The sequence below is a fragment of the Micromonospora sp. NBC_01412 genome, from assembly GCF_045040215.1.
Lineage (GTDB): Bacteria > Actinomycetota > Actinomycetes > Mycobacteriales > Micromonosporaceae > Micromonospora > Micromonospora rubida.
In genome coordinates, this window is record NZ_CP109528.1 from 2,841,644 (window position 1) to 2,868,226 (window position 26,583).

General features: G+C 68.7%; 25 protein-coding genes, 2 tRNA genes and 1 pseudogene. 19 read left to right on the forward strand and 9 right to left on the reverse strand.

Annotated features, from left to right (window positions below; translation table 11 throughout):
• Positions 1-20 precede the first annotated feature (20 nt).
• The 4 genes from OG617_RS12955 to OG617_RS12970 all read left to right on the forward strand — a co-directional run bounded on the left by OG617_RS12955 (position 21) and on the right by OG617_RS12970 (position 4,082).
• Positions 21-992: a LysR family transcriptional regulator gene (locus OG617_RS12955; protein ID WP_405101615.1), complete on the forward strand. Its 972-nt coding sequence runs from the start codon at positions 21-23 to the stop codon at positions 990-992.
• 1,028 nt (positions 993-2,020) lie between these two features.
• Positions 2,021-2,188, forward strand: a complete 168-nt coding sequence (locus tag OG617_RS12960) for a hypothetical protein (RefSeq protein WP_405104139.1) — start codon at positions 2,021-2,023, stop codon at positions 2,186-2,188.
• Between the two features lie 75 nt (positions 2,189-2,263).
• Complete coding sequence (locus OG617_RS12965; protein WP_405101617.1) at positions 2,264-3,319, forward strand: hypothetical protein; 1,056 nt, start codon at positions 2,264-2,266, stop codon at positions 3,317-3,319.
• A gap of 46 nt (positions 3,320-3,365) precedes the next feature.
• Entirely contained in the window at positions 3,366-4,082 is a 717-nt protein-coding gene (locus OG617_RS12970; RefSeq protein WP_405101619.1) for a hypothetical protein, read from the forward strand.
• 212 nt (positions 4,083-4,294) lie between these two features.
• Here the strand turns inward: OG617_RS12970 and OG617_RS12975 are convergent.
• Positions 4,295-4,420 (reverse strand): annotated as a pseudogene (locus tag OG617_RS12975) (IS701 family transposase); the annotation flags it as partial.
• Position 4,421: 1 nt separating this feature from the next.
• On the opposite strand from OG617_RS12975, the gene OG617_RS12980 reads away from it, so the two are divergent.
• Positions 4,422-4,757 carry a hypothetical protein gene (locus tag OG617_RS12980; RefSeq protein WP_405101621.1) on the forward strand — a complete coding sequence of 112 codons (336 nt, stop codon included), beginning with the start codon at positions 4,422-4,424 and terminating at the stop codon, positions 4,755-4,757.
• A gap of 1,196 nt (positions 4,758-5,953) precedes the next feature.
• On the opposite strand, the gene OG617_RS12985 is transcribed toward OG617_RS12980, so the two are convergent.
• Positions 5,954-6,382, reverse strand: coding sequence for a hypothetical protein (locus OG617_RS12985; RefSeq protein WP_405101623.1), 429 nt, complete (start codon positions 6,380-6,382; stop codon positions 5,954-5,956).
• A 389-nt stretch (positions 6,383-6,771) separates the two neighbouring features.
• On the opposite strand from OG617_RS12985, the gene OG617_RS12990 reads away from it, so the two are divergent.
• The 3 genes from OG617_RS12990 to OG617_RS13000 all read left to right on the forward strand — a co-directional run bounded on the left by OG617_RS12990 (position 6,772) and on the right by OG617_RS13000 (position 7,833).
• Entirely contained in the window at positions 6,772-6,897 is a 126-nt protein-coding gene (locus tag OG617_RS12990; protein ID WP_405101625.1) for a hypothetical protein, read from the forward strand.
• Between the two features lie 178 nt (positions 6,898-7,075).
• Positions 7,076-7,549 carry an IS3 family transposase gene (locus OG617_RS12995; RefSeq protein WP_405101627.1) on the forward strand — a complete coding sequence of 158 codons (474 nt, stop codon included), beginning with the start codon at positions 7,076-7,078 and terminating at the stop codon, positions 7,547-7,549.
• Positions 7,549-7,833 carry an integrase core domain-containing protein gene (locus OG617_RS13000; protein ID WP_405103664.1) on the forward strand — a complete coding sequence of 95 codons (285 nt, stop codon included), beginning with the start codon at positions 7,549-7,551 and terminating at the stop codon, positions 7,831-7,833. Before OG617_RS12995 ends, OG617_RS13000 begins: the two co-directional genes overlap by 1 nt.
• Before the next feature lie 101 nt (positions 7,834-7,934).
• Here the strand turns inward: OG617_RS13000 and OG617_RS13005 are convergent, their stop codons facing one another.
• Both OG617_RS13005 and OG617_RS13010 read right to left on the reverse strand, forming a co-directional pair.
• Positions 7,935-9,206: a sensor histidine kinase gene (locus OG617_RS13005; RefSeq protein ID WP_405101629.1), complete on the reverse strand. Its 1,272-nt coding sequence runs from the start codon at positions 9,204-9,206 to the stop codon at positions 7,935-7,937.
• A 53-nt stretch (positions 9,207-9,259) separates the two neighbouring features.
• Positions 9,260-9,913: a response regulator transcription factor gene (locus tag OG617_RS13010; protein ID WP_405101631.1), complete on the reverse strand. Its 654-nt coding sequence runs from the start codon at positions 9,911-9,913 to the stop codon at positions 9,260-9,262.
• 371 nt (positions 9,914-10,284) lie between these two features.
• Here OG617_RS13010 and OG617_RS13015 point away from each other — a divergent pair, with 371 nt between their 5' ends.
• The 4 genes from OG617_RS13015 to OG617_RS13030 are packed head-to-tail and all read left to right on the forward strand — an operon-like array spanning position 10,285 to position 13,878.
• Positions 10,285-10,680, forward strand: coding sequence for a hypothetical protein (locus OG617_RS13015; RefSeq protein WP_405101633.1), 396 nt, complete (start codon positions 10,285-10,287; stop codon positions 10,678-10,680).
• 2 nt (positions 10,681-10,682) lie between these two features.
• Positions 10,683-11,846 (forward strand): peptidoglycan-binding protein, encoded by a 1,164-nt coding sequence (locus OG617_RS13020; RefSeq protein ID WP_405101635.1) that lies wholly within the window; start codon positions 10,683-10,685, stop codon positions 11,844-11,846.
• The gene (locus tag OG617_RS13025) at positions 11,843-12,658 is read left to right on the forward strand and encodes an ABC transporter ATP-binding protein (RefSeq protein ID WP_405101637.1); all 816 of its coding nucleotides are present in this window, start codon (positions 11,843-11,845) and stop codon (positions 12,656-12,658) included. Before OG617_RS13020 ends, OG617_RS13025 begins: the two co-directional genes overlap by 4 nt.
• A complete protein-coding gene (locus tag OG617_RS13030; protein WP_405101639.1) occupies positions 12,655-13,878 on the forward strand; it encodes an ABC transporter permease in 1,224 nt (407 codons plus the stop codon). The genes OG617_RS13025 and OG617_RS13030 overlap by 4 nt, the downstream gene beginning before the upstream one ends.
• A gap of 364 nt (positions 13,879-14,242) precedes the next feature.
• On the opposite strand, the gene ltrA is transcribed toward OG617_RS13030, so the two are convergent.
• Entirely contained in the window at positions 14,243-15,505 is a 1,263-nt protein-coding gene (gene ltrA, locus OG617_RS13035; RefSeq protein ID WP_405101641.1) for a group II intron reverse transcriptase/maturase, read from the reverse strand.
• Positions 15,506-16,111: 606 nt separating this feature from the next.
• Here ltrA and OG617_RS13040 point away from each other — a divergent pair.
• The 5 genes from OG617_RS13040 to OG617_RS13060 all read left to right on the forward strand — a co-directional run bounded on the left by OG617_RS13040 (position 16,112) and on the right by OG617_RS13060 (position 20,664).
• Complete coding sequence (locus OG617_RS13040; protein WP_405101643.1) at positions 16,112-16,441, forward strand: hypothetical protein; 330 nt, start codon at positions 16,112-16,114, stop codon at positions 16,439-16,441.
• Positions 16,442-16,472: 31 nt separating this feature from the next.
• Complete coding sequence (locus tag OG617_RS13045; protein ID WP_405101645.1) at positions 16,473-16,784, forward strand: hypothetical protein; 312 nt, start codon at positions 16,473-16,475, stop codon at positions 16,782-16,784.
• A 166-nt stretch (positions 16,785-16,950) separates the two neighbouring features.
• Positions 16,951-18,417, forward strand: a complete 1,467-nt coding sequence (locus OG617_RS13050; protein ID WP_405101647.1) for a tyrosine-type recombinase/integrase — start codon at positions 16,951-16,953, stop codon at positions 18,415-18,417.
• Positions 18,418-18,601: 184 nt separating this feature from the next.
• Entirely contained in the window at positions 18,602-19,093 is a 492-nt protein-coding gene (locus tag OG617_RS13055; RefSeq protein WP_405101649.1) for a hypothetical protein, read from the forward strand.
• A gap of 152 nt (positions 19,094-19,245) precedes the next feature.
• The gene (locus tag OG617_RS13060) at positions 19,246-20,664 is read left to right on the forward strand and encodes a tyrosine-type recombinase/integrase (protein WP_405101651.1); all 1,419 of its coding nucleotides are present in this window, start codon (positions 19,246-19,248) and stop codon (positions 20,662-20,664) included.
• 90 nt (positions 20,665-20,754) lie between these two features.
• Here OG617_RS13060 and OG617_RS13065 read toward each other — a convergent pair.
• Positions 20,755-20,827, reverse strand: a tRNA-Arg gene (locus OG617_RS13065).
• Positions 20,828-20,862: 35 nt separating this feature from the next.
• Positions 20,863-20,953 (reverse strand) — tRNA-Ser (locus OG617_RS13070).
• 819 nt (positions 20,954-21,772) lie between these two features.
• On the opposite strand from OG617_RS13070, the gene OG617_RS13075 reads away from it, so the two are divergent.
• The gene (locus OG617_RS13075; RefSeq protein WP_405101653.1) at positions 21,773-22,672 is read left to right on the forward strand and encodes a hypothetical protein; all 900 of its coding nucleotides are present in this window, start codon (positions 21,773-21,775) and stop codon (positions 22,670-22,672) included.
• Positions 22,673-22,741: 69 nt separating this feature from the next.
• Here OG617_RS13075 and OG617_RS13080 read toward each other — a convergent pair whose 3' ends face one another.
• Positions 22,742-23,512 carry a CPBP family intramembrane glutamic endopeptidase gene (locus OG617_RS13080; RefSeq protein ID WP_405101655.1) on the reverse strand — a complete coding sequence of 257 codons (771 nt, stop codon included), beginning with the start codon at positions 23,510-23,512 and terminating at the stop codon, positions 22,742-22,744.
• A gap of 140 nt (positions 23,513-23,652) precedes the next feature.
• On the opposite strand from OG617_RS13080, the gene OG617_RS13085 reads away from it, so the two are divergent.
• On the forward strand, positions 23,653-24,771 hold the full coding sequence (locus OG617_RS13085) for a globin domain-containing protein (protein WP_405101657.1): 1,119 nt from the start codon (positions 23,653-23,655) through the stop codon (positions 24,769-24,771).
• A gap of 163 nt (positions 24,772-24,934) precedes the next feature.
• Here OG617_RS13085 and OG617_RS13090 read toward each other — a convergent pair whose 3' ends face one another.
• A complete protein-coding gene (locus tag OG617_RS13090; RefSeq protein ID WP_405101659.1) occupies positions 24,935-26,464 on the reverse strand; it encodes a peptide deformylase in 1,530 nt (509 codons plus the stop codon).
• Positions 26,465-26,583: the final 119 nt, after the last annotated feature.

The following is a 26,583-nucleotide window of genomic DNA, read 5'->3' on the forward strand; positions in this document are numbered from 1 at the left end:
GTGCGGGTAGGGTCTGCTCCGTGGATCTCGACGCCGTCCGTACCTTCGTCGCCGCCGCGGATGCCGGCCAGTTCCAGGACGCCGCCGCCGCGCTGTCGATCACCCAGCAGGCCGTGTCCAAGCGCATCGCCGCGCTGGAGAGGGACTTGAAGGTACGGCTGTTCACCCGCACAGCTCGCGGCGTCCAACTCACGATCGACGGTCAGGCCTTCCTGCCCCACGCCCGGGAGCTGCTCCGGGTGGAAGCGCGCGCCGACGCCTCTGTGCGCCCCGGTCGGCGCGCGCTCCGCGTCGATGTCCACACTCGACGGACCGCGCCGGCGGTGCTGCTGCAGGACTTCCACCGTACGCATCCGCGGATCGAGCTGGATGTCGTGACCCTCGAAGCCGACGTTCATGCCGCGACCGCCGCCGTCGAGGCGGGGGCGGTCGACGCCACCTTCCACGCCGTCACCGTCCCCGCGCATCAACTGCCTGGCGCGATCAGGACCGCCCGCGTGATCGACGAGCACCACGAGATCCTCGTTGGGCCACGCCATGCGCTCGCCAACGCCGGCGCCGTCACGCTCACACAACTCGCCGAACACCGCATCTGGATGCCCGGCATGGCCCCCGGTACCGAATGGGCCGACTACTACGACGAACTCGCGGCCGCGTTCGGCCTCACCATCGACACGGTCGGGCCGGCCTTCGGAAACGAGGCACTGCTGGCCGAGATCGCCGACTCCGCGGAACTGGCGACGTTGGCCGGCGAACGCACGCGATACCTGTGGCCGGACAGCTACGACCTGCGGCGCATACCGGTACGCGACCCGGCACCGATCTACCCCATGTCACTGATCTGGCGCGACGACAACCCGCATCCCGCGCTCACCAAACTTCGCGACCACCTCGACTCCAGACGAGCAGAGGCACCCGGCGCCGAGGTCTGGATACCGACATGGGGGCAGCGATCAGCCCTGGAAACATGCTGCGCACGATCAAAGCCATAAAGATCCCTTACGTCCCTACACCCCTCTCGCGGCTACCGACCCCTTCCCAGAGGGCTCCCTACGCCCCCGAGGGGCGGCCGGACGGCTCCTCTCGGCGGGATCGGAGAGCTTCCGGAGTCCGGCCGGCTAGACGAAGAGTTCGCGCCGGACGACCGCATCGCCCCGAGTCTCGTACCCCGACCTACCGCGATGTGCCTCGTAACGGACGTTCTAAGACGTCAGGTGAGGATTGAGGACATGCTTGATCCGCTGTCGCCGGTACCGACGTATGTGCAACCTGCTGACTTGATCGCCAAGCAGATTGAGGACGGGAAGTTGGTGCCCCTTGGGCCCATCCCGAGCGAGACACAGCTACGCGGAGAGTACGGGGGTCTGCCGGGGAACCGTGAGACAGGCTGTGGCGCTCCTTCGTACGCGCGGCCGGCCTGGTGATGACCGTGCCGTAGCGCGGGACCTACGTCGTTGAGAAGAAGCCCTGGCGGGGTGCTGTGGGCGTCGCACCTTGATCGTCTGCTGATATGTGAGACGACACGCCGGGCGAGTTCTCCATAATCAGCAGACGATCATGGAGAGCCCGTCCCTGACGGGGCGAGGTGAGAGCGGGGTGGGGGTCGCCGAGCCCGCCCGCTCCGGACGTTCAAGCTTGCTCCCTGCACAGGCGGGCCTCTAGCGAGCCCCTTGACGTGGTCTGGGTCCGTACGAGCACACACGATCGCGCTGGATCAGGGAACAAGACCATGCTCGATCAGGGAAACTGTGGCCTCGTTGCGGGTAGGAGGCCACGCTTTCCGGGATCGAGCACGATCTTGCACGCCTGGCCGATCGCCGGCGGTTTCCGGGAGGCCGCCCGGCCCCGGAACGTTCCGGAACTGGTAAATCTCCGCTCATCGCTAGGGCAGCGGCAGCGGGCATGAGGACGGCCACCGCGTGATCATCGATGGTTTGTGAGGACAACCGAGGATCGTGCGGTGCCCGCGTGCCAGATCGGAGAACCCGCTGGGTGGCGGGTTGTCCTGGAGGACGAGGTGGTGGCGCGTGTCCTGCGCGTGCTGCATCTGATCGTCAACGAGGGCTATTCCGGACGGGTCGACCTGTCCGCCGAAGCCATTCGCCTCACCCGCCAGCTGGCGTCCGTCGGGACCGGGCTGCGACGCGTCGGCAACGAACCCCGAGTCTGCCGGACGCGGGGGCGGTGAGCCGAACGTCCTCTCGCACGTCTGATTCGCGACTTCCCGCTGACGCATCGCAACAGCCATGCATAGCGTCACGGAGTGCAGCCGAACGAGCCATCCCCCGCGCAGACCTCGAGACCCCCACTGGCACCCGTCCAACCCTTTACCCCCACGCCAGTGCCGGTCTACCGCGACGAGCCAATCCGCCCGCCATGGGACACCACCACCGCTGGCCCCGCACCGGCCCAACTACCAGCCCCGCACCCGCATCAGGCACTGACCGCGCGTCTGGCGCACTGGTGCGCGGCCGAGCAGGTGGTCGCCGATGTGGTGGGGGCCCTCGACACCGCGCACGGCATGCCGCTGACCGTGGCACTTCTCGACAGGCCCGTCGGCAGCGACTACCTGCCGGCCACCAACACCATCGTCCTGTCCACGAAGTACGCCACGCCAGAGCTCGCCACCGTCGCCGACAAGCTGATCCTGTACCGGTTGGCCACGGCATTCGAACAACTCGGCGTGAACACGCGCGATGCGGAGGCACTTCAGACGTACAACGGGCGGCAGCGACGGCTGTGGCGGTTGGCGAACCCGCCCCAGGTCCCGCCGCCCGGGGACGTGTACCGGTTCTACCACGGCACCAACCGATGCAACTTCTACGGCGACGGCATCCAGGTCACGGGCCTGACGCCGAGTAAAGCCGGCAGCGCCATCGGCTGCAAGCGCTGGGAGAAACACGACATTGCCAGGGAGAGCAAGGACCAGGGCTGGAACACCGTCACCCTCGACTTCGACATGGCGCTGTCCTACGCCCGGCAGCACACCGAATGGGCCATGGGGAGGAAACGCAACGAGCCGACCCTGCGCGACGTCGCCGGCGAGGGCGGACTCGTCCTCGCCTTCGACATGCCGAAGAAGGCCGTCGACGGCAACGACCAGTGGCGCCAGGACAACAGCGGCGACCCGAACAACTTCCAGACCATGGAAGCGATACCAGCAAAGCGGATCCGGGTGGTAGAGGAGCTGGGCATCCCAGGGCCCTTGACAGCTGTCGCGCCACCCGTGGCTTCCATCGAGGCCCCGATGGCCAAGGCGGACCCGACGCCGGGCAGCAGGCGACGCGTCTACCCGCAATCGACTACTGAAGGGCCGTGACCTCATGCTCCAGGAGACGAACCACCGCTTCGCCGCCACGTCGTGGATGTGGCTGACCGACCTGGACGAGATCGAGAACGACGAGCTCATCCAGCCGTTCGACTGCGAGATCTTCCGGATGGTCCCGGCTCAGAATGCGCAAACCAGCCCGACCGTCGTCCCCACCGGCGACGAATACCAGTTGGACGACAACGACCAAGCCACGTTCGACGCGATCCACCGGTCAGCGCTCGCGCGCGCCGTAGACGCACTACCACACAACGGCCGGATCGCCGCTGCAGACACCGCCGCGCTACACGCGGAAGCCGAGGCCGACATGGGAACCGGCCCGACCGCCGCTATCGGCGCGACTGCTCTTGCCGGCACCGGCGGGGTCAGCCCATGCGTCGCCGTGCTGGCCCGCGCGTCCGTCGACGGCGGTCGCTGGCGGGTCGGTTGCAGCCACCTGAGCGCCAATGAGATGGGCAGCCTCCAGGAGGCCAAAGACGCCATCGACCAGCTACTGACGAGCCTGGCCGCGGTCAGCCAGGAGACGAGGAACGCCCCAGTCGAGCTCTACGTGGTCGGGGGCTGCGAGGACGAGAATGTCGCGTACGAGGAGTTCGGGCGGGTCATCGCCGCCGCCCAGATGCGGGCGGCCGACCCCGGACCCGGCCAGGTGCTGCTCGCGGGGGTCCGGGTGCCGGCCTGCGCCGGCGAGCAGTACGTCGACGTGTACATCGGTGCGGGCGGTGTGACGTACTCGATCCATCAGGGAAACTGATACTCCAACGTCACGTCGCCTGTCTGCGCTGGCAGTGGGATCGTCGGGCTCGGGCTTGGGATGTTCGTCGCCAGATCGACCAGTACAGAGTGTGTGTTGGTGGGAGTGGTTGGGTGGGGACGAGAGCGTTTAAGGAGTTGGCGGATCTCGGCGACGGTCAACGCGATGATCTTCAGGTCGGCGTTGGGCGGCGAGGACGGCCAGGGCGAGCATGCCAGGGTGACGTGGCGGTGCCAGCCGGTCCAGCCGCGGACCTGGTAGTGGTCCAGGCCAATCTGGCCTCTACCTGTCTGGAACAGCTCCTCGATGTACCAGCGGGAGCCGGCGACAGTCACGAGGGTGCGCAGCGGCATTGGGCGGGGTGACCAACAGGTACAAGGCCAGCTCGCCGGTGCTGCGGTTGCGGCGGATGAGCAGGCCACCGATGCTCACCCGGCCCGGGTAGCGGTGGCGTTCCAGGCCCACAGCCGGAAGTCCCATCCACGCCCCTGCGCGGAGCTGATCATCGCCGCCGGGATCACCCGAGTCGTCCTCGCCCTCCGCGAGCCACCCCTCTTCGTCACCTGCCACGGCGTTGAACTCCTACAGACGGCGGGCGCAGAGGTCATCGAGATACCTGAAATCGCCGACCAGGTCAGAGCGATCAACGCACACCTCCCCGGCATCGGCGGGTAGCCGGAGCGTCGACGGACCCCGCACGCAATCGTGCGCAGTCTGCTTCTGCCGCAGATAACGCAACCGCGTATTTCCTCGCCAGCCGGCCGCGAGCTACAGGCTCTTGCCTTCGCAGCACACCGTGGTGCGGCTGGGCCCGCGTGGCAGCCGAGGCCGCTCTCGCGAGTGCGGCCCGCATGCCCCGGCTCCTACACCGCGCCGATCGGGCCGCTCCGCTCAACGAGGTCATGCTGGCCGGCTAGCGCGAGTGCCGGAGGTGACCAGCCAACCCGCGTACGGATCCACGCGGACCCCACCGGAAAGGGCGGGACGTGGGAGATGCTCGTCGCACGAGCACCCACCGAGCACCCAACCGACCACAAGGGACGGACAAGCAAAGGGGCCTGACTGCCATTCCGGCAGGTCAGACCCCTTTTGATCTTGTGCGCCCGAAGGGACTCGAACCCCTAACCTTCTGATCCGTAGTCACATGCTTCAATGCATAAAGCAACTTGTCCGGGCCAGTCCAGCCCCGTCCAACCCGATCCGAATGCGCTATAGCAGGTACGACATTAGGACGACCTTCATCAATATGTTTTCCATTCAACAGCAGAGTCGAAAATCCGGCTCAGTCCAGTCCGTCCGGGCCAGTTCCCCGACGTCCGAGCACCCACGGAGCACCCCCGATCACCCCGACAGACCCGATCAGGGCGGGTGCGACGGCCACCCATCGCCGCGCTGGGAAGCCGGATCCGCCGAGGGACCGCGCGGCGGTCTGGCGAAGAGCGAACTTGCCCGGTAGGTCTGACTCTGATACTCAGGTATCTGGTTACGCGGCCAGGGTCGAACCCTGGCAGGCAGCCGCGAATCTTTCTGGGCAACGGCGCACTGCGACCGCAATTGGCTCGGTCATGGCCGAGCGCGGTTCGGGCACCGCCACATTTGCTTTCGCGCTTGCCCAGCTCAGGAGCTGTTGGTGGACCGGATGCGGCAGAACCCGAACCGCATTCCAGCAGCTCAGGGGCCGGTCGTAACGGCGGCGCCGGTAGCCAGGCGGGCCGCCTGACCGACGGATTCCCGATCATCGGATGCGGACAACAAGATCGGCGATCGTACGTACTGGCCACCATCGAGCACGTCACCAAGGACAAAGTCGTCCGGCCTGGCACCTCCCCTCGCGGGACGTACCAGGCCGGGCATGGTCCGTACCGCTCCGATCAGCAGCCCGCGATGGTCGAGAACGATCCGCCGATCGCTCCGCCGGAGCCTTCACCACTGGTGAGGCCCGTGCCTGCCACCCCGGTGTACGTGTCGCCGAGGATGCGCGACGCCCAGGTCGTCTTGACGTCCCACGCGCCGTCCCTGGCAGCGAGGTCCACGCGCGAGACGAGGCTGCTGCCGCGCCATACCTCGAACCGGGCTGCCGCAGTACGGCCGGGCGTGGTCGCCGCCACCAGAGTGATCTCCCACAACGGGCCGTACCCGCTTTCAACCGCCGTCTTGCACGCCTGCACGACAGCGGAGCCAGGCTGGCCGGCAAACGTCGACCAGGCAGCGTGAGCCGGCGCGGCAGCGCCGATGGCCAGCGCAATGCTGGTCACGGTGCTCAGGAGGGCAAGTTTGCCGAACCGGCCAAACTTCGTCACGGTGTTCTCCCCTTCGGCTTCTGGTGTCTGTCCCGTACCTTCAGGAGGGCGGACGCTCCACACCCTAATGGACCCCAAGCATGGGCTCGCTCGACCCACGCTGGTGGGGCGTTGGTTCTGAACTCGGCGGCACAACGTGGGAGCAGGGATACCAACCTGGTTCAAGATCAAGACTAATCTGTGCCGGACTTGTGCCCGCTGAACTTGCCGAAGCAAAAAGCCTGGTCAGAGGCGAGATAAGTGGGCCGGAGGTACCACCATGCGAACCACACCGCCACCATCGCCGGTGATCCGCTATCGCTAACTTTGCCCTGTAGGGGCTCTCTACTTCCCGTGTGCCGTTGATCAGTAGCGACGCGGCAGGCCAGGTTGCGAGATGATGGTGCACCGTGTCGCCTCGCCTGCTGTACCTGATCTTCTGCCGGCTACTCGGCTGGCTCGTGCTGATCACTCGAACCACGGCTACGAAGAACACCGAGATCCTCGTTCTGCGCCACGAAGTGGCGATCCTGTGACGGCAGTGCAGGAAACCACCTTGTCCTGGCCCGACCGTGCCGTCTTCGCCGCGTTGATCCGGCTGCTGCCCAAGCAGTTGCAAGCGTTGCGGCTGGTGACCCGGCGACGGTGCTCAGCTGGCACCGTCGGCTGGTCGTCCGGAAGTGGACCTACCCCAACCGCGGCGGCCGACCCCGCGTGGACGGCGAACTCGCCGATCTGATCGGACGGCTCGCGACCGAGAACCCTTCCTGGGGCTACGTCCGGATCCAGGGCGAGTTGCGTAAGCTCGGGCATCGCGTCAGCCGCGCCACTATCCAGCGGCTGCTGCACGGACGGCGCATCCCACCAGCGCCGCAACGATCGCAGACCACGTGGCGGCAGTTCCTGCGTACCCAGGCAGGGACACTGGCCTGTGACTTCCTGCATGTCGACTGCGCGGTCACGCTCAGGCGCGTGTACGTGTTCTTCGTGATCGAGGTCGGCACCCGCTACGTCCACGTACTCGGTGTCACCACCAACCCCGACGGGGCCTGGACCGCGCAGGCAGCCCGCAACCTCCTGATGGACCTCGGCGAGCACGCGGACCAGTTCAGTTCCTCATCCGCGACCGCGCCGGCCAGTTCACCAGCATCTTCGACGCGGTCTTCACCGCCGCCGGCATCGAAGTAATCAAGACTCCGCCGCAGTGCCCGCGGGCCAACGCCTACGCCGAGCGGTGGGTGAGGACACTACGAAGCGAGCTCACCGACCGGATGCTCATCATCGGACAACGTCATCTTCGCCATGTCCTCGCCGAGCACATCAGGCACTACAACCAGGCACGGCCGCACCGGGCCCTGAACCTGTCACCGCCACGCCCACCGGCCACCGTCATCGACCTTGCCAAACGGCGCCGGACACGGCGAACACCGATCCTCGGCAGGCTTATCAACGAGTACGAACGAGCCGCGTAGATCCTCAAGAAACAGCAGCTCACCACAGGTACCAGGGTTTTGAGCCCCTACAGGGTGTGGTCCGTTGGACAGGACGTCGATCCTGTCCGGAAAGGACCACGTCATGGCAGACAAGAAGACGACCGCTGCTCAGCTTCCGCAGCCGACAGCGGTGGAGTTGGAGTTCGCGCAGCACTGGTGGAACGGGCCAAGGCCGACGGGGTGCACGCAGTCCCCTGTTGAGCAGGTGGGACGCGGACGCGGACGGTCAGACCGCCGCCGGGATTCGGGGACGCGTTGAGGGTCGCGTGGTGGGTGTCGGTGATGGCCCGCACGACGGTCAGACCCAGCCCCGCGCCTTGGGCACCGGGCCTTTGGCTGGACTGGGGCCCGGCTGCACGGCGCTGGAACGGCTCGAACAGGGTGGGAAGGTCAGCGGGGTCGACTGGCGGTCCGGTGTTGGTGACGGTGATTACCGCTGTGTTGTCGCCGGTCATGCCGGTCGTCAGGTGCACGCGGCCGCCGGGCAGGTTGTGCCGGACTGCGTTGGTCAGCAGGTTGAGTACGAGTTGGTCGAGCAGGACCGGGTCGCCTTCGGCGGGAGCGGCGTGCAGGTCGGTCTCGATTGTCACGTCTTCCGCTTCGGCTTCGACGCGGACATCGGTGAAGGCGCGGCGGGCGGCGTCTGCCAGATCGACCGGTCGGGGATGAGCCATGCCGCTTTCACCCCGTGCCAGGGCGAGGAGGGAGGCGATGAGGCGTTCGCTGCGTGCGGTGGCTTCGAGGGCGCGACGGATGGCGGGCGCAAGGTCGGCCGGCACCCGGCCCTGGGCGAGCGGGATCTCCAGCGCGGTGCGTTGGAGGGTGAGCGGGGTGCGCAGTTCGTGTGAGGCGTGCGCAGTAAAGCGGCGTTGGTCGGCGAAGCTGCGATCGAGCCGGTCGAGCATCGCGTCGAAGGTGTCGCCAAGTTCTTTGATCTCGTCCCGGGGACCGGTCAGAGCGAGTCGATCGTGCAGGTTGCCGTCGTTGATCCGGCGGGCGGCGTTTGTGACCTCGCCGACGCGGCGCAGCGAGCGGCGGGATGTCCACCAGGCCAACAGCGCCGCGAGGGCGGTCAGGACCACCAGGACGACGACCGAGCGCACCAGCAGGTCGGTCAGGAATGCCCGCTCGAAGGCATCGAACCGCTCGGCCGGCGTCGTCACGGCGGCGGGTATCTGGACGGAGTCCGACGGCGGTGCGGCCATAGGCACGGCCGGCATGGTGGGGACGGCTACGTCCCGGTGGGTGTGGAGCAGGTCACGGACGCTAATCCAGTTGATGACGAGAAGTGTGCTGCCGAGGAGGGCGAACACGGCTGCGTTGAGCAGCGTCAGTCGGGTGCGCATGGTCATGCCGCCGAGGACCCGGTTGCCCGCTCCGCGAGCGGCATCCTCTGCGCGGCGGCTCACAGGCGATATCCGAAGCCGGGCACGGTCTCGATGAGCGGGGGGTCACCGAGCTTTCGGCGCAGCTGGTGGACCGTGACCTTCACGGTCGTGGTCGCCGGATCCAGGTGCGGGTCCCACACCTCTTCTCGCAGGGTGCGTGGGCTGACCAGACCGCCGTCTGCGGCCAGCAGGACCTCCAAGACTGAGAGTTCCTTCGGCGTGAGGCGCAGCAGCCGTCCATCGCGTTCGGCCAAGCGTCGTACCGGATCCAGCCGGACCCCCCGCCGTTCCAGGATCGTCGGAGCGGTGCCGGGACCGCGGCGCGCCAAGGCTCTGAGTCGGGCGACGAGTTCGAGGTAGGCGAAGGGCTTGGCGAGGTAGTCGTCGGCGCCGAGCGCGAGACCGTCCACGAGATCGGACAACGCCCCCGCAGCGGTGAGCATCAGGATTCGGGCCGGGTAATGGACTGACCGCAGGGAACGGCATACGGCATCGCCGCTGACGTGCGGCAGGTCGCGGTCGAGGACGAGGACGTCGTACGAGTTCCGGGCGGCCATTTCCAGTGCGTGGGCTCCGTCGTACACGGTGTCCACCCGCATTCCCTCAGCGCGCAGCCCTTCCCCGAGCATGTCGGCCAGTTCCACCTCGTCCTCGATCACCAGCACCCGCATCGACCGCTTCCGCCTCCGTGTCATGTGCCCAACGCACCTCGTGTCGAGTGCGCCCTTCCAGCATGCCTTCGCAGGGTTAGGCGCGGGTTAGGAGTTCGATCACCGCCGCCCAACCGACGCCCGCGTAGCAATGATTCGGGATCTCATCGCAGATGCCGCGCAACGCTTTCCCAACACGACAGCAAGGAGGGCAAACCATGCGTTACGGAGCGACTCGTGTGGCCAGGGTGGTGCTGGCGACCGCAGCGGTACTCGCTGTGGGAGTCGGCTGCTCTTCAGGCGATTCCGCGCCGAGGGTGGCCGGGGACAACGGCGACTCGTCGACCCCTCCCGAGGACCGGCGGGCAACCGTCGAGGCGTGGGCGAAATGCATGCGGGACGAGGGACAGACCGGCATCGAGGTCACCGAAGACGGGAAAGTCTCCTTTCCCGCCGCCGGGGTGCAACAACCCGGTGCCGGCGGCGATCCCGGCTCCGACGCGTACGGGCAGGCGGAGAAGGCCTGTAACGCCAAGGTCCCCGGGTACCAGCAGACGCGGGCCGAGGACCAGCGGGAGTACATCGAGAAGATCCGCGCGTTCGTCAAGTGTGCCCGCGAGAACGGCTTCCCCAACACACCGGACCCCGACCCCACGACCGGGGTCCTCGTCATCAGGACCGCGGAGCAGGTCAACGAGCTCGATCGGTGGGACAAGGCCTTCGAGCTGTGCGGGAAGCTGGCCGAACCGTACTCGCCCGGCTACACGACCCAGCTGGACGGACAGTGAGCATGACGGCCTCCCCCCGTACTCCATCCGCCGCCCCCAAGACGGACACGACGGACGCGACGGACACGACGGAACCGGCGGCCGGCACCGGCCGCAAGCCGCCGCGGCGGCGCAAGCGCGCCGCGCTCCTGACCATGGCCGCGGTCGTGGTGGCCGCCGGCACCTCGCTCGCCGTCACCCGGCCCTGGAACACGGACCATGATGCGGTGCAGTCCGGCCCCCGGGACACCACCACGAAGGTGGAGCGCACCTCTCTCTCCTCCGGGATGAAGATCTCGGGAAGACTCTCCTACGACGCCCCGACCGATGTCATCGCCCAGGGGCAGGGAATGATCACCTGGCTTCCCGCGCCAGGCGACACCATCAACGCGGGCGGGAAGCTGTACGAAACCGATGGTGAATCGGTGGTGATGTTCACCGGTGGCCGACCGCTGTGGCGCGAGTTGGCGGCCGGGGTGAGCAACGGGCCCGATGTCAAGCAACTCGAGCGCAACCTCGTGGTCCTCGGCTACGCGAAGGGCCTGGGGTTGACCGTGGATGAGAAGTTCACGGCCGCGACCGCCACCGCAGTCAAGCGCTGGCAGAAGGCGACGGGCTTGACCCAGACAGGCCGCGTGCCGCTCGGTCGGGTCGTGATGCTCCCGCAACGCACCGTACGGGTCCAGGAGGTCCCCGGGAAGCTCGGCTCAGCCGCCGCGGTCAATACGGTGGTCAAAGTGAGCGGGACCGCACTGGTCGCGATCGTGCAGCCGGGCGAAGATCAGCTCTCGCAGTTCGGGCCTGGTAGGCAGGTCACCATCCGGCTGAACGGCGGAGCGGAGATCCCGGGCAAGGTCCGCTCCATGACACCCGGCTCGGGCGGGAACGGCGGGGACGAAGGTATCCAGGACAAGCCCACCGTCACCATCACCCTCGCCGACCAGGACGCGGCGCGCACGGCCGGACAGTCCTCGGTCACCGTCACCCTCATCGGCACCACCGTCGACGACGCCCTGGTCGTGCCGGTCACCGCCCTGCTTGCCCTCGACGGCGGGGGCTACGGGGTCGAGGTTGTCACCGACGGCACCACGCGGCTCGTACGGGTTGAACTCGGCCTGATCGCCAACGCCAAGGTCCAGGTCACCGGCGACATCCGCGAGGGTGACACGGTGGTGATCCCGGAATGACCCAGCCCCAGACACGCGGCACCGCCCTGCTTGACCTACGGAATGTGGTCAAGGAGTATCCGGGTTCCCCGGCCCTGCGCATCCTGCACGGCATCGATCTCAGGGTCGAGTACGGCGAACTCGTCGCCATCGTCGGGCCGTCCGGCTCAGGTAAGTCCACGCTACTCGCGCTCATCGGCTCCCTGGACCGGCCCACCTCGGGGCAGCTCCTCTTCGAGGGGCACGACCTGTCCGCGTTGTCCGAACCGGCGATCGCGGCACTGCGGGCGTACCGGATCGGCTTCGTCTTCCAGCAGTTCTTCCTCCTGCCCGGGCTGAGCACGGTCGAGAACGTGGCTACCGGGCTGCTCTACAGCGGTGTCAGCGCCAGCCGTCGCCGCGCGCTGGCCCGGGACACGCTCTGCGAGGTCGGCCTCGGTCATCGACTCGACCATCGGCCAGGCGAACTGTCCGGTGGGGAGCAGCAGCGCGTCGCCATCGCGCGCGCCCTGGTCGGACGCCCCTCCCTGCTCCTGGCGGACGAGCCGACCGGCGCACTCGACAGCGCCTCCGGTGCCGCGATCATCGACCTGTTGCGGAGCCTGAACGCGGACGGCACCACGGTTGTCGTCATCACCCACGACCGTGACCTCGCCGGCTCATTCCCGCGCCGCGTCGGCATCCAGGACGGCCGGATCGCCTTCGACGACTCCGCCGCAGAGCGGGGGAGGAACGCCGCAGGCCACGAGCCCGACGAGCCGGTACCGCCCGGCCCCTTGGCGCCGGTCGTCGCGACACCGATGAGCACTGCGGCCACGGGGGACTTCCGATGAGTCCACATGTTCGCCGGACATCCCCGCGCCCTGATTATCTGCGCCCGGCCCGCCTGCGTCCCGCGGACCTGCTGCGTACGGGTCTGCTCGGCCCTCGTACCCGCCGGCTGCGTTCCGCGCTGTCCGCGCTCGGTATCGCGCTCGGTATCGCCGCCGTCGTCGCCGTCACCGGCATCTCGGCCTCCAACCAAGCCCACCTGCTGGAGCGGCTGGACCGACTCGGAAGCAACATCCTCACCGTGAGCCCCGGCAAGGGCGCCGACACGAAGGAAGTCCCGCTGCCGCAGACGGCCGAGAAGATGCTTGCGAACATCGCCCCCGTCCAACAGGTCACCGCCACGACGAAGACCAACGCTCATGTCTACCGCAACGACCTCATGCCCGAAGGACGGACCAGCGCCCTCTCCATCCTCGGCGCGCGTCTCAACCTCCTCGACACACTGCACCTCGAGCTGCGCACCGGACGGTGGCTCGACAACGCCAGTGAGAACCTCCCGGTGACCGTCCTCGGCGACCAGGCCGCGAGGCGCCTCGGCGTGGACCAGCCCGGCCGCCGGGTGTGGCTCGGCGGCCAGTGGTACGCCGTGTCGGGCATCCTGAAACCCAGCGAACTCGTCCCCGACCTCGACGTGGCCGCCCTGGTCGGTTGGCCCCAGGCGGTCACGCGCCTCGGCTCCGACGACACCGCCGCCGACATCTACCTGCGCGTCTTTCCGGAGCGGGTCAACAGTGTCCAGGCCGTGGCCGGTGCCACCGCCAATCCGGCCCAGCCCTCCACCGTTGCCGTCAGCCGCCCCTCCGACCTCCTGAAAGCACGCGCCGAGACCCAGAACACGCTCACCGGGCTCGTCCTCACCCTCGCTGGGGTCGCGCTTCTCGTCGGCGGCGTCGGTATCGCCAACACCATGGTGGTCGGAGTGATGGAGCGCCGAAGCGAAATCGGCCTACGCCGCGCGTTGGGTGCCCGACGCGGCCAGATCGCCGCCCAGTTCCTCATTGAAGCCGTCCTGCTGGGCTTCGCCGGCGGCCTCGCTGGAGTCGCCACCGGGGCATGTGCGGTCTTGGTCTACGCCACCGTCCAGGGCTGGCCCGCCACCATCCCCCTGTACGCCGCCGCAGCGGGCCCCGCCACCGCCGTGGTCGTCGGCGCGGTGGCCGGCCTGTACCCGGCACTGCGCGCCGCCCGCATGTCGCCAACCGGCGCTCTGCGGTCCGCCTGAAGTCGGGGCAGGCGCAGGCCGGGCCGATCACACGGTCACTTCGCCTGATCGGGCCCGGCCTGCCCGCTAACCCGAGCAACCACCGACGGCCAGCGGCTCGCCCTGGCCAACCGCACCACCAACCGACTGCTACGCGGCCTGCGCTGGCGCTTCGCCATCCTCCGCGGACGCTGGAAAACGTTGCATCACACCACCAGCGGCCCCCGCGGGATCGGTGACATCATCGCCGCCGCTCTACACTTGACCCACTTCGAATACCGACCTACCCGCAAGTCGCTGGCGAGTAGCCGGAGGGAGTTTCACCCTCCGGCTCTCACAGATCCGTACGTGAACCTCTCGGTTCATACGGCTCTTGTTGTCCTGGTCACCAGACGGCGGGGACGCCAGGTACCCAGGCCCAGTGAGCGAAGAACTTCGGCCTCGTGGTGACGGCTCTGGTCCATGCCTCGTGAGCCCTTTTGCGTCCTCGCAGTCGTTTGAACTTCTTGCGCAGCCACCGCATCAAGTAGGCGTTGATACGCGCCAGGAGGGGATACAGCGCCGATCGGTAGAACGCGCCGTAGTAGTTCATCCAACCCCGCACGATCGGATTGATCCGCTCGGCGAGGTCCGCTTCGGAGACGTTGGTGCGCCGGTGCAGTCCCCAGGACCGCACCTGGCCACCGATCCTAGTCAAAGCGTCCTTGCTGATCGCCGGGTTGAAGCCGGTGAACATCTTCCCAGTCTTCGTGCGCACCCCACGCGGCCTGAACCTGTACCCGAGGAACGTGAACGCGGTGTGCTCGTACGAACCACGCCGATTACTGTCCTTGCAGTACACAATCCTGGTCTTGTCCGGATGCAGCTCCAGCCCTACCTCTGCCATCCGTTTCACGAGGGCAGCCAGAACTTGCCGGGCTTGGACCTCGCTGGCGCAGTGCACCACCGCGTCATCCACGTACCGCTCGAAGGCGACGCCGGGGAACTCCCGGACCATCCACGCATCGAACGCGTAGTGCAGAAACAGATTGGCGAGCACAGGCGAGACCGCGGAACCTTGTGGAGTCCCACGCTCCCGGATCTGCAACGACCCGTCGGGCAGCTGCAACGGCGCGCACAGCCACCGCTTCACATACAGCAGCACCCACGACAGTTCGGTGTTCGCCTCGACCGCTTTGACCATCAAGTCCCACGGCACGCTGTCGAAGAACTTGGCGATATCCAGATCGATCACCCAGTTCGTCTGCCAGCATCGCCGGCGACACGCGGCCACCGCGTCAAGAGCGGAGCGCTTCGGGCGATAGCCGTAGGAGTCCGGGTGGAAGATCGAATCGACCTTGCCCTCCAGTTGCCCGGCTACCACCGTCTGCGCGACCCGATCGGCCACAGTGGGCACCCCCAGAATCCTGGTGCCCGTTCCGTGCGCCTTCGCGATCTCCACCGCGCGCACCGGCGGCGGGAAGTACGACCCAGACGACATCCGATTCCAGACCTTGTAAAGGTTGCCCTTGAGGTCAGACTCGAACTCCGCGATCGACTGCCCGTCCACACCCGGTGCACCCTTGTTCGCTTTGACTTTCTCCCACGCCTGCCAGACAGCCCGCTTCGAAATATCGAACGACTTACCCGATGCTTTCAACTCGTCCACGCGACTCCTCCCGGGCTCCCGCCCGGTTGATCGAACGAACACAGCCACGAACAACCCGGCCCCTTCGCTCCAGTCCCGTTACAGAACCTTCACCGCTACTACGAACCGGTCCGCCAGCGCGCCCCGCGACGGTACTCACTCCCTCACGGTCTTCCCGCTTCGAGATACTCCCTATCACCTACCCATACCCGGGCAAGCAGTGTCGAGGCACGCCTTCTCCTGTTCCACATGGAAGCCGCAGACCGGACTCGCGCCGTCTACATGCCGGACACCGCCTGGCCAATAAGCGGAACACCCGCCAGACTCATCCCGGAACTGATCTCACGCCCCGGTTCTGATGTCACCTGTTGAGATTTCGACACGTCAGCAACGATTCGCTCGCGCTCGCCTTCCCGGTCCCCACCTGACGCCTCAACGACGCCTTTTCCTCATCGCTCACCACGACGGTCATCAACCAACGCAGCATGAGGCGGTTTGGAGCCTCCCTCCGCAGGGTGGCTCCGAAGGGCCAAACCTTCATCTCCCACGCAGCACCACATCAAGAACCCGACCTACACCGGCTCCTCCTTGCGTTCAGGACACACGAGATCACCTCAGTTGAACGCGGTGCCGATCACCCGCCACGTGACGGCTGGTGCATCCGGTCAGCGAACCGCGTATCAACTGCCCGACGGACGAGTGGTGTGGTTCAAGCAGATCCGGCCGGTCCGCCTGTCCCAGACCTGTGTCGGCTGCCGCTTCAATAACGGCACCGACTGCCAGGAGGGCTACTACGGGATACGGCTGTATCGGGACAGAGCCGGCGGGTACCAGGTCGGCGTCTGTATCCAGCGGATGGACCTCTGCCCGCCACTCGAGGAGTTCGTTCGAAGTGACCTGTGTCGAGAGATCATCGCTCTCCGCGACGCGGAGTACCGTCAGTTGTCTGCCGCGTAGCCAGATACCTCGCCCGACGAGAGGAAAGACGGTGCCAGCCGAGTACGAAGCAAAGGTTCTCGACATCGAGCCCGTCAAGGTCGCCGAACTCATCCAATCTTGCGGAGGACGGCAGGTCCGCGACACCACTCTGCTGCGCCGCAACGTCTATGACATCGCCGCCGGCGACGAGAGCCGGTGGATCCGCCTCCGGTCCATCGGGGGCCGGGCCACCCTGACCGTCAAAGAGATCGAACACGACGGCATCGACGGCACCCACGAGGTGGAAGTCGGCGTCGACGAAATCGACATGCACGCAGTGTGCCCGCCTGGTCGCTCCGACGACATCACCCACGTGTCCTAAAGGTCGACACTCAACTGGCTTGCCAAGACATGACCATGTCGGGAATCCAAGCCGCTAAAACCCTATACCACCCTTACCGGCCAAATGGTGAGTAAATAACACAAAGGCGGGCCGGTTCGCTCTCGGGCCTGGTGACGATGAGTGCCTACCAGGCCAAGGGGGGATCATGAACGGTCACGGTGTCATCGTGAAGCGGTGTCGATGTGTGGACCCGGAGACGGGCCGGCGGCGGGGCGCGTCCTGTCCGCTGTTGGCGCAGCGCGGGCACGGCAGTTGGTACTTCCACTGCTCAACCCGCAACCTGCTTGGACGGGCAGAGCGGATCCGTCGGGGTGGTTACCCGTCGGAGGCGGCGGCGCGCAAGTCGCGCGACGAGTTGCTGGCGTTGTCGCGTGAGGAGCAGGCCGGTCGGTGCTGGACGGTCGCCCGTTGGTTGCGGTACTGGTTGTCGACCAGGACCCGGATCCGGCCGACGACGCGAATGAACTACACCCACGACGTCGAGCGGTTCCTGATCCCGCACATCGGCCAGCTGATCCTCGGTGACCTGAACCCACGGCAGCTCACCTCGGCGTTCGCGCAGATCGCGGCCACCCGTAACCGGTCGGGGCAACTGCAGAGCGCGTGCACCTTGCAGCACGTCCACACCACGTTGCGGGCGGCGCTGACCGGCGCCGTCCGCGAGGGTCTGCTCACCCATAACCCGGCCCGCCACCTGGAACTACCCGCGCGCCCCCGCCCACAGGCCCAGGTGTGGACCGAGGCCCGCGTCGCCGAGTGGAAGGCCACCGGTGAACGGCCCACCATCGCCGTGTGGACACCAGTGCAGCTGGCCGCCTTCCTCGACTACGTCCGCGACGACGGCCTGTTCGCCCTGTGGTGGCTGATCGCCCTGCGCGGCCTGCGCCGAGGGGAGGCCGCCGGCCTGCGCTGGAGCGAAGTCGACCTGCACACGGGGCAACTGTCAGTGGTGCGGCAGCGCACCACCGCCGGCTACGACGTGCACGAGGGCCCACCGAAATCGGCGTCAAGTCGCCGGAGCGTGGCCTTGGACCAGCACACCGTGCGGGTGTTGCGCCAGCACCGCGACCGGCAAACCCAGCGGCGCAGCGCGCGGGCCACGATCGGGAAGGTGTGGCACGACAGCGGTTACGTGTTCACCGGCCCCGACGGGATGCCGATCCATCCGGGCTATCCCACTCAGCGGTTACGGCTGCTGGTCAACCGGGCGGGGCTGCCGCCGATCCGGTTGCACGACCTGCGACACGGCTCCGCGACCCTGGCACGGGAAGCCGGCGCCGATCTCAAGGCGGTGCAGGACCAGCTCGGGCACGCCAGCATCCAGCTGACTGCCGACATCTACACCAGTGTTCTGCCCGAGTCTCAGCGCGAGGCCGCGGAAGCCACGGCGCGTCTGGTCCTTGACGCTGGCAAGCCTGGCGGAGAAATCCAGCGCCAGCTCAGCCACAACCCGAAGCCACCGCAGGAGCGCCCCGCCGAGGCGCGACCGGTGACGACGGCGTCTGCCTGCCGCCCTCGGTGGAAGCCGTCCTCTGCCACGAGAGCCACCGAGCTTCGGCCGGCGGCAGGTCGGCGGCCCAGGCGGACGCACGAATCCCGCTGGCATCGGTGAGATTCCGGGCGGCGTGGCGACGGGCGGGCATCGTCGTCGCCATGCCGCCCGGGGTCCCTGGTGGTCGTTGCAGCGCGAGGTGCGGCGCGGGCGTGCCGAACGGCGGGTGGCAGCTGTCTCCGATCGCCCGCAGGGGCGCTCACGTTCCGAGGTTGGTTGGTTGCCTGCTGTAGATTGCACAGTCGTGCTTCTCGTGGCAGCGAATCCGGAGCCCGTCGCGCAGCCCACGTTCTGGGAGAACGTGGGCGGCTTCCTGTTCTTGTCGGCAGTTGCCTTGCTGTACGTCTGCTACTACTTCGGCTTCAGGATCGACGCCAAGTGCCTTGTCCTGACCAAGACCACCAGGAAGCCGTGCGCGAGGGACGGCAAGATTCTCGTGGGCTGTCGGCAACACAAGCGACAGAAGATGGTGGCGTGGGTTCGTCACCTGGGTGCGGCTAGCTGGCTGGATCCGTGGTTCTATCGTTTGCACATCGTGCCACCGTCGTTCGCGCCGCTACCGATCTCCCCGGCACCAGCAGCTGCTCACAGTGTCGCCTCACCGGCGGTGACCGAGACGCCCAGCAGGCGCATGACGGTCGAAGCCCGGATCGCGTTGTGGGCGTTGGCCTTCGGCGTCCTCCAGGCGTTCACGGCCCTCGTCGCCCTCGCTGTCGACGTCGCAGCTGGCACGTAGAAGGCGTTGACGAGCGGCCGGGCACGCCCTCCGGCGTCGAATCGATGTCGACCAGTGCGACGGACCCGCAGTCCGTCTACCCCCCAGTGCAACAGCAAAGAATGTGACCAGTTATCACGAAATTCCCTTGACATGCGAAATGGGGAGTAACTATGGCTGGTCTGGGAAAAACCTACAAGCGGTGTGGCTGCCGGCACAATGGGACAAAGAAGCGGCTCGAAAACAACTGCACGCGCCTGCTGGAACGCGGCCACGGCACCTGGTACTTCGCCTGCTCCGCGACCGACGCGTTCGGTAGGCCGGCACGGGCCCGCCGAGGCGGCTTCCGATCCAAGGCCGCCGCCACCCAGGCACGGAACGAGTGGCTGACCCAGACCGGCGAGGAACGCACCGCGCAGGGATGGACCCTGGAGCGGTGGCTGCGGTACTGGCTGTCCACCCGCACCAAGATCAAGGACACCACCAGGGCCCAGTACGCCCGCGACGTCGAACAGTTCCTCATCCCGCACATGGGCAGGATCACCCTGGCCGATCTCAACATCCGCAGAATCCGCAGCGGCTTCGACGACATCGCACGGACCACCAACGGACGCGGCCAGCCACAGTCGCCCTCATGCCTGCAGCACCTGCGGACCACCCTTCGCGCGGCGCTCAACCTCGCCGTGCGCGAGGGCCTCCTCGACGCGAACCCGATCCGGCACCTCGAACTTCCGTCCTACCGCAAGCCGCACGCCCAGGTCTGGACACCGGCGCGCGTCGCAGAGTGGAGGGCAACCGGTCGACGGCCCGCGGTCGCCGTCTGGACCGCGCCCCATCTCGCCGCGTTCCTCGACGCGGTCACCACCGACCGGCTCTTCGCCCTGTGGTGGCTCATCGCCCTACGCGGCCTGCGCCGCGGCGAGGCATGCGGCCTGCGCTGGGCCGACATCGACCTCGACAACGGCGTGCTGTTCATCTTCCGCAGCCGCACCACCGTCGGCTACCAGGTCATCGAGGGCGAACCCAAAACAGCCGCCAGCACGCGCGCCGTCGCCCTCGACAAACACACCGTGGCCGTGCTCCGCGAGCACCTGCGCCGCCAGCGTCAGCAACAGGCCGCCCTCGAGGCGGCAGGCAGAGCCTGCTACGACAGCGGCTACGTGTTCATCCGCCCCGACGGCAGGCCGCTGCACCCCCAGTACGCCACCCGGCACTTCAACCGACTCGTCAAGCGAGCCGACATCCCACCGATCCGCCTGCACGACCTCCGCCACGGCGCGGCGTCCCTCGCCCACGAAGCCGGCGCCGACCTCAAAACCGTGCAAGACCAACTCGGTCACGCGAGCATCGTCACCACCGCCGACACCTACACCAGCGTCCTGCCATACGCCCAGCGCAAGTGCGCCGAAGCCACCGCCCGACTGGTCCTCGCCGCAGCCCGCCGCACCCGCGAAAAGATCAGGAAGCGGGGCCAGAGCAACCGCCCCAACACCCGCCCAAAAAACAAGCGCACCGCCCGCCAAGCAGCGGTGACACCACCACGAAAGACCAGTTCAAAGCCTGTGCGACCCACCCAAGATTACAGAAAGTGACGACACCCCCGTGACACCCACCGTCCATCCGGGACGATCAACAAAAAACGCCTGACCGCGTTTCCGTAGGTCAGACGTTGTTTGATCTTGTGCGCCCGAAGGGATTCGAACCCCTAACCTTCTGATCCGTAGTCAGATGCTCTATCCGTTGAGCTACGGGCGCCTGCTGCTCGACCAGTCTACACACCGGCTTTCGCGCGGAGACTCCGGGATTCGAACCCGGGAGGGGCTTTAAGACCCCAACCGCATTAGCAGTGCGGCGCCATAGACCAGACTAGGCGAAGTCTCCTCGGTGGCCAGCAGACCACCGCGCCCGAGAATACAGGCCCACACCCGTCCGGAGCAAAGCGACTACCGGAGCCGGGGCGGCGGCACCTGGGAGGGCCGCCCGGGCCTCGATGGTCGACCGCTTCCCATCCAGGCGTTTCCCTGCTGTGCGGCACCCGGATCAGGGCTACGATCCATCGACATGGAGGAGCAGCCGCCAAGCGACCAGCCCCGCCGCGAGCCTGGTGAGGGCGCGCGCCGACGCCGTCCTCCGCGCGCGGCCTTCACGCCGCCCGTCCCTCCCGATCCCGCTGCGGCCTCCGCCGACGCCCCGCCTCCGGACGTGACGAGGTCACAGCCACGCCGGGCCCGGGCGGCGGCCCCCACCGTGCTCTTCCAACCACCAGATCCCGACCGGTCGGCTCTGCCGCTGCCGGCCCCCAGGTCCGCCGCGGCCCGGCCAATCCCGGCCACCGGGGCGGCCGAGCCGCCTCAGCCGCCAACGGGTACGGCCAGCCAAGGTGATCAGGCACACAGCGGCACCGACGACCCGCCGCCCTCAGCGGCCGAGCCGAAACCGGCCGAACCGGCCGAACCGCGCACCGCCCCTCTCGAGGCTCCGGAGACGGTCGTCACCGCCGCCGGCTCGGCCCTCGGGGCGCGGGCCACCCGGAAGACCCCCGCTCGAAAGACCCCCGCTCGGAAGGCAACTGCGGCCAAGGCGACCCCGGCCGAGGATGACGCGACCCCGACCACGGCCGGCAGGACCGCCACGCCGAAGAGGGCCGGCGCCGCCCGGAGAAAGGCCACCACCCCAGCGAAGCCGGCCACCCCGGAGGCGGTGACCCCGGAGGCGGTGACCCCGGAGGCGGTGACCCCGGAGGCGGTGACCCCGGAGGCGGTGACCCCGGAGGCGGTGACCCCGGAGGCGGTGACCCCGGAGGCGGTGACCCCGGAGGCGGTGACCCCCGTGGGGGTCATCCCGAAGGCGGGCACCCCCGAGACGGTTGCGCCCGCGATAGCTGGTCCGGAGACCGCAGGCATCGAGGCCGGCGCCGGGACTGCTGGCCGGGCGCCAGGGACGGCGTCGGCGCGTACCGACGTGGGTGGCTTGCGGGCGGCGGCCGTGCGGGTGCTCGACCACCCGGGCTTCGCTCCGGAACTGTTGGCCCTGGCGGCGGTGCGGGCGCTGGGGCCGGGGGCGCGCGACTGGGCGGCGTCGCTCCGGGACGTCTACCCCGACGCGACGCCGGACGGGCTGGCTCGGCTCGCGACCCGGCGGTTCGTCCGGCTGGCTGCCGCGGGCGGGGCGACGGCGGCGCTCGCAGGCCTGTTCGCGCCGGTCGCGGAGCTGGCGGCGGTGCTCTGGGCGCAGTCCGGCCTGGTGCTGCACCTGGCGGCGGCGTACGGCCGGGATCCGGCCGACCCGGAACGGGCGGTGGAGCTGCTGGTGCTGACCCGGGTGCATCCGGACGCGGAGAGCGCCCGGGTGGCGTTGGCGTTGGCGGCGGCGGAGGCGGCGACCGACCCGGTCGAGCAGCCGTGGCCCCGGGTTGCGGAGGCTGCCTGGCGGTTGGCCGCCCCGCTGGCCGCGCAGGCCGGGGGGTGGCTGGGGCTGCGGGTGGCGTCCCGGCTGGTGCCGGGAGCGGCGGTGCTGGCCGCCGCGATCGGCGACTCGGCCGCCGCCGAGCGGCTGGCCGCCCGGGCGGTCGCCGCCTACCGGCCACCGCGCGCCCGCTGACGGCAGCGCCCACGGCCCCACCCCGTCGCGCGGCGTCCGGTTGCGGGGCGGCGGGTTGCGGGGCGGCCGTCAGAGCCAGTCGAACCAGGAGCTCGGCAGGAGCGCGTAGCCGACGAAGGCGACCACGTCGAGCAGGGTGTGCGCGATGATCAGCGGCAGCACCCGCTTGGTGCGCAGGTAGAAGTAGGAGAACACGACGCCCATCACGGCGTTGCCGAGGAACGCGCCGAAGCCCTGGTAAAGGTGGTAGGAGCCGCGCAGGACGGCGCTCGCGGCGATCACCGCGCCGAGCCGCCACCGGAGCTGGCGCAGCCGGGTGACCAGGTAGCCGACCACGATCACCTCCTCCAGCACGGCGTTCTGCACGGCGGCGAGGATCAGCACCGGGACCGCCCACCAGACCTCCGGCAGGCCGGCCGGGACGAGGGTGGCGTTGACGCCGAGCTGCGCGGCGGCCCAGAACAACACCAGGCCGGGCAGGCCGATGAGCGCCGCGAGGCCCGCGCCCCGGGCCAGGTCGGAGCCGGGCCGGCGCAGGTCCACCCCGAGGGTACGGCCGGGGTCGCCGGGGTCGCGCGCCAGCAGGTGTACGGCCAGCAGCACCGGCAGCAGCGCGAAGACGATGCCGAGGAGCTGGTACGTCAGGTCGAGCCAGGGGCGGGCCGACTGGGAGGTGTTCAGCGCGGCGGTCTGCTTCGACAGCGGCCCGTCGGCGGTCAGCTTCGCGATGATCGACACGAGCGCGTAGACCGCCGACTGCCCGAGCGAGAGCCCGAGCACCAGCAGCGTCTCCGTGCCGAGGACCCGGCGGGACGCCGGCCGGTTGAGCTCAACGGTCACCGCACCACTGTGCCCGACTCGGACGGCCGGCGGGACACGGCCGTGGGCGGTATGAGGAGATCGCACATTCTGTGCGACCGGTATGCACGCTCCGTGGACATTCTATGAGGGCCCGATCCGCCGTCAGGAGGAGGAGCGTCTTGGACAACGTCGCGCAGCTGCTGAAGGAGAGCTGGACCCTGGTCGAGGAGGACCGGGGCCGGTTGAGCGGTCATTTCTACGCCCGGCTCTTCCTCCTCGACCCCGCGCTGCGCCCGCTCTTCCCGGCGGCGATGACCGGCCAGGGCGACCGCATCCTGGACGCGATCGTCACGGCGACCCAGGTGGTGGACGACCCGGAGAGCTTCGACGAGTACCTGCGCTCGCTGGGCCGGGACCACCGGAAGTACCACGTCGAATCAGGGCACTACGAGACGATGGGCGTGGCCCTGCTGGACGCGCTGCGCAGCACCGCCGGGGACGGCTGGAACCTGGAGTACGACCAGGCGTGGCGGGACGCGTACGCGGCGATCGTCGAGAAGATGCTGTCCGGGGCGGCGGCGGACGAGAACCCGCCGTACTGGCACGCCGAGGTGCTGACCCACGAGCGGCACGGCGCGGACACGGCGGTGCTGACCGTCCGCGCCCTCCAGCATCCGCTGCCCTGGCGGGCCGGCCAGTACGTCAGCGTCGAGGTCCCCCGGCACCTGCCCCGGGTGTGGCGGACGTACTCGGTGGCGAATGCCCCGAACGACGACAACGTCCTGGAGTTCCACGTCCGGACGCCGCCGGGGGCGGGCTGGGTGTCCGGGGCGCTGGTGCGCCGTACGAGGCCGGGGGACCTGCTCCGCGTCGCCGCGCCGATGGGGTCGATGACCCTGGACCGCTCCTCGGAACGGGACATTCTGTGCGTCGCCGGCGGGGTCGGGTTGGCCCCGGTCAAGGCGCTGGTCGAGGAGCTGACCGGCTGGAACCGGACCCGCTGGGTGCATGTCTTCTACGGCGCCCGGCACGTCGACGACCTGTACGCGCTGGACGGGCTGCGGGAGCTGGTGGCCACCCACCCCTGGCTCTCGGTCACCCCGGCGTGCAGTGCGGAGCCGGACTTCGACGGGGAGCGGGGCGACATCTCGGAGGTGGTGGCCCGGTACGGCCCGTGGACCGCCCACGACTGCTACGTCTCGGGCTCGGCCCGGATGGTCCGGGCGACCCTGCGGGCGCTCGCCGGGGACGACGTGCCGCCGCCGAACATCCGGTACGACACCTTCGGCGAGCTGTAGCGCGGCGACGTACGCGTCCGCCAAGTGCGCCGGGCCACCGGATGCGCCCGCCGTCGAATACTCCGGGCCACCCGGACGAAGACTTTCCTCCCCCCGAAAAGGACCGGGTCGCGTGCCTCCGCCCCCTGGGGCACGCGACCCGGTCCGCCCCCTTGCGCGTCTCTCAGTACCGCCAGGGGTTGCCGGTCTCGCGGTACTCCTCCACCGGCACCAGCGGCACGCCGGGCGTCATCCGGTCGACGTACAGCCGGCCCTCGAGGTGGTCGATCTCGTGCGCCACGAGCCGGGCCATGGCGAACTCGAACGAGGTGATGATCCGGCTGCCGTCGTAGTGCGCGTGTTCCACGTCGATCCGCAGCGGCCGGGGCACCAGCCCTCGGTGGTCGAAGAAGGAGAGGCAGCCCTCGTACTGCTCGTCGGTGTCCGGGGACGCGTCGACCACCCGGGGGTTGAGCAGGATCACGGGCTCGGCGCCCCGGTCGGGCGGGCGGACCACGGCGGCTGCCCAGGCGAGGCCGAGTTGGGGGGCGGCGATGCCGACGCCCTTGCTGAACGGGTGCAGCTCGTCGAGACGGACCAACGCCGAGCGGAGCCGGTCGATCACGTCGCGGGCGGTCGCCTCGTCGGCCGGCAGGCCGAACTGGCGGCTGGGCTGGCGCAGCAGGTCCGCGCCGCGCTGCACGATGCCGAGCCGTTGCATCCGGTCGCTGGCCCGGATCTGGCCGCCGCCGGCCGGTCCGCCGGGGTCGGACTCGGGCGGGCGGCTGCGGAACCGCCACTGCAACCGGTACCGGGCGTTGAGCGGCGGGTCCTCGGTGGCCCAGTCGAAGATCGCCCGGCCGCCGAGCTCGTGCCGGCTGATCGGGCGGCGCAGCGGCCCTTCCTCGGACGAGAGCGTGGTTTCCACCCCCCAGACCTGGGGATCAAGGTCCGTGGGCAGGTCGAGCCGGACCGCCAGGTACCGGGTCGGCAGGCGTACGGCGCGTTGGAACCAGGGGCCCCACTTCTCCCGGCCCACGCGGTACGCGTACTCGATGGTGACCCGGTCGCCGGGGTAGAGCGGGAAGCGGCCCTCGTCGTTCTCGAAGAGCAGCCAGATCTCCTTGGACGCGTCCCGGTCGTGCTTGGCCCGCCAGTGCATCGGCTCGGGCTCCCCGCCGTCGTACCGGTACGACAGCAGTTGCAGCTCGGCGAAGGTGAGCGGGTGTTCCCGGTGGTGCCGGTTCGACCGGCCGGGGTCGTTGGGGTACCGGTCGACGGCGACCCGGACCAGGTAGCGGGTCACCGGTTCGGTGCCGGCGTTGTAGAGCTCCCGGCGGATGACGCACCGGTAGCCCTCGTCGGTGTGGGTGAGGGTGGCCAGCTCGCGCTCCACGATCAGCCCGGTTCCGGGGGGCATCCACTGGCCGGGGGCGGGGTGGTCCCGGTGCCGCGGGGTGGGGCGGCCGTGCCGCAGCTCGTCGTACTCCCGGAAGCGCTGCCAGATCGCGCCGCTGGCCTCCAGGACGGCCTCGGCCCGGCGGGCGAAGTCCTCGGTCGGCCGGTGCCGGCGCCCCTCGACGTGGCTGACGTAGGACGGGTCGAAGCCCATCAGGGTGGCCAGTTGCTTCTTGGACAGCCCCCGCTCGGTCCGCTGCCGGGCGAGTTCGGCCGCGAACGAGCCAGCGGCCCGCTCGATGGGAGAGGTCGTCATCAGCTTCCTCAACGCAGGGGAGTATCAGTTTCACTTTCTGTACGTGAATGCGCACAGGAGTGGCACCTTGTCGACATTCGGCTTGACAACTCACGCATGAACGTCAATGCTTCCGCGGC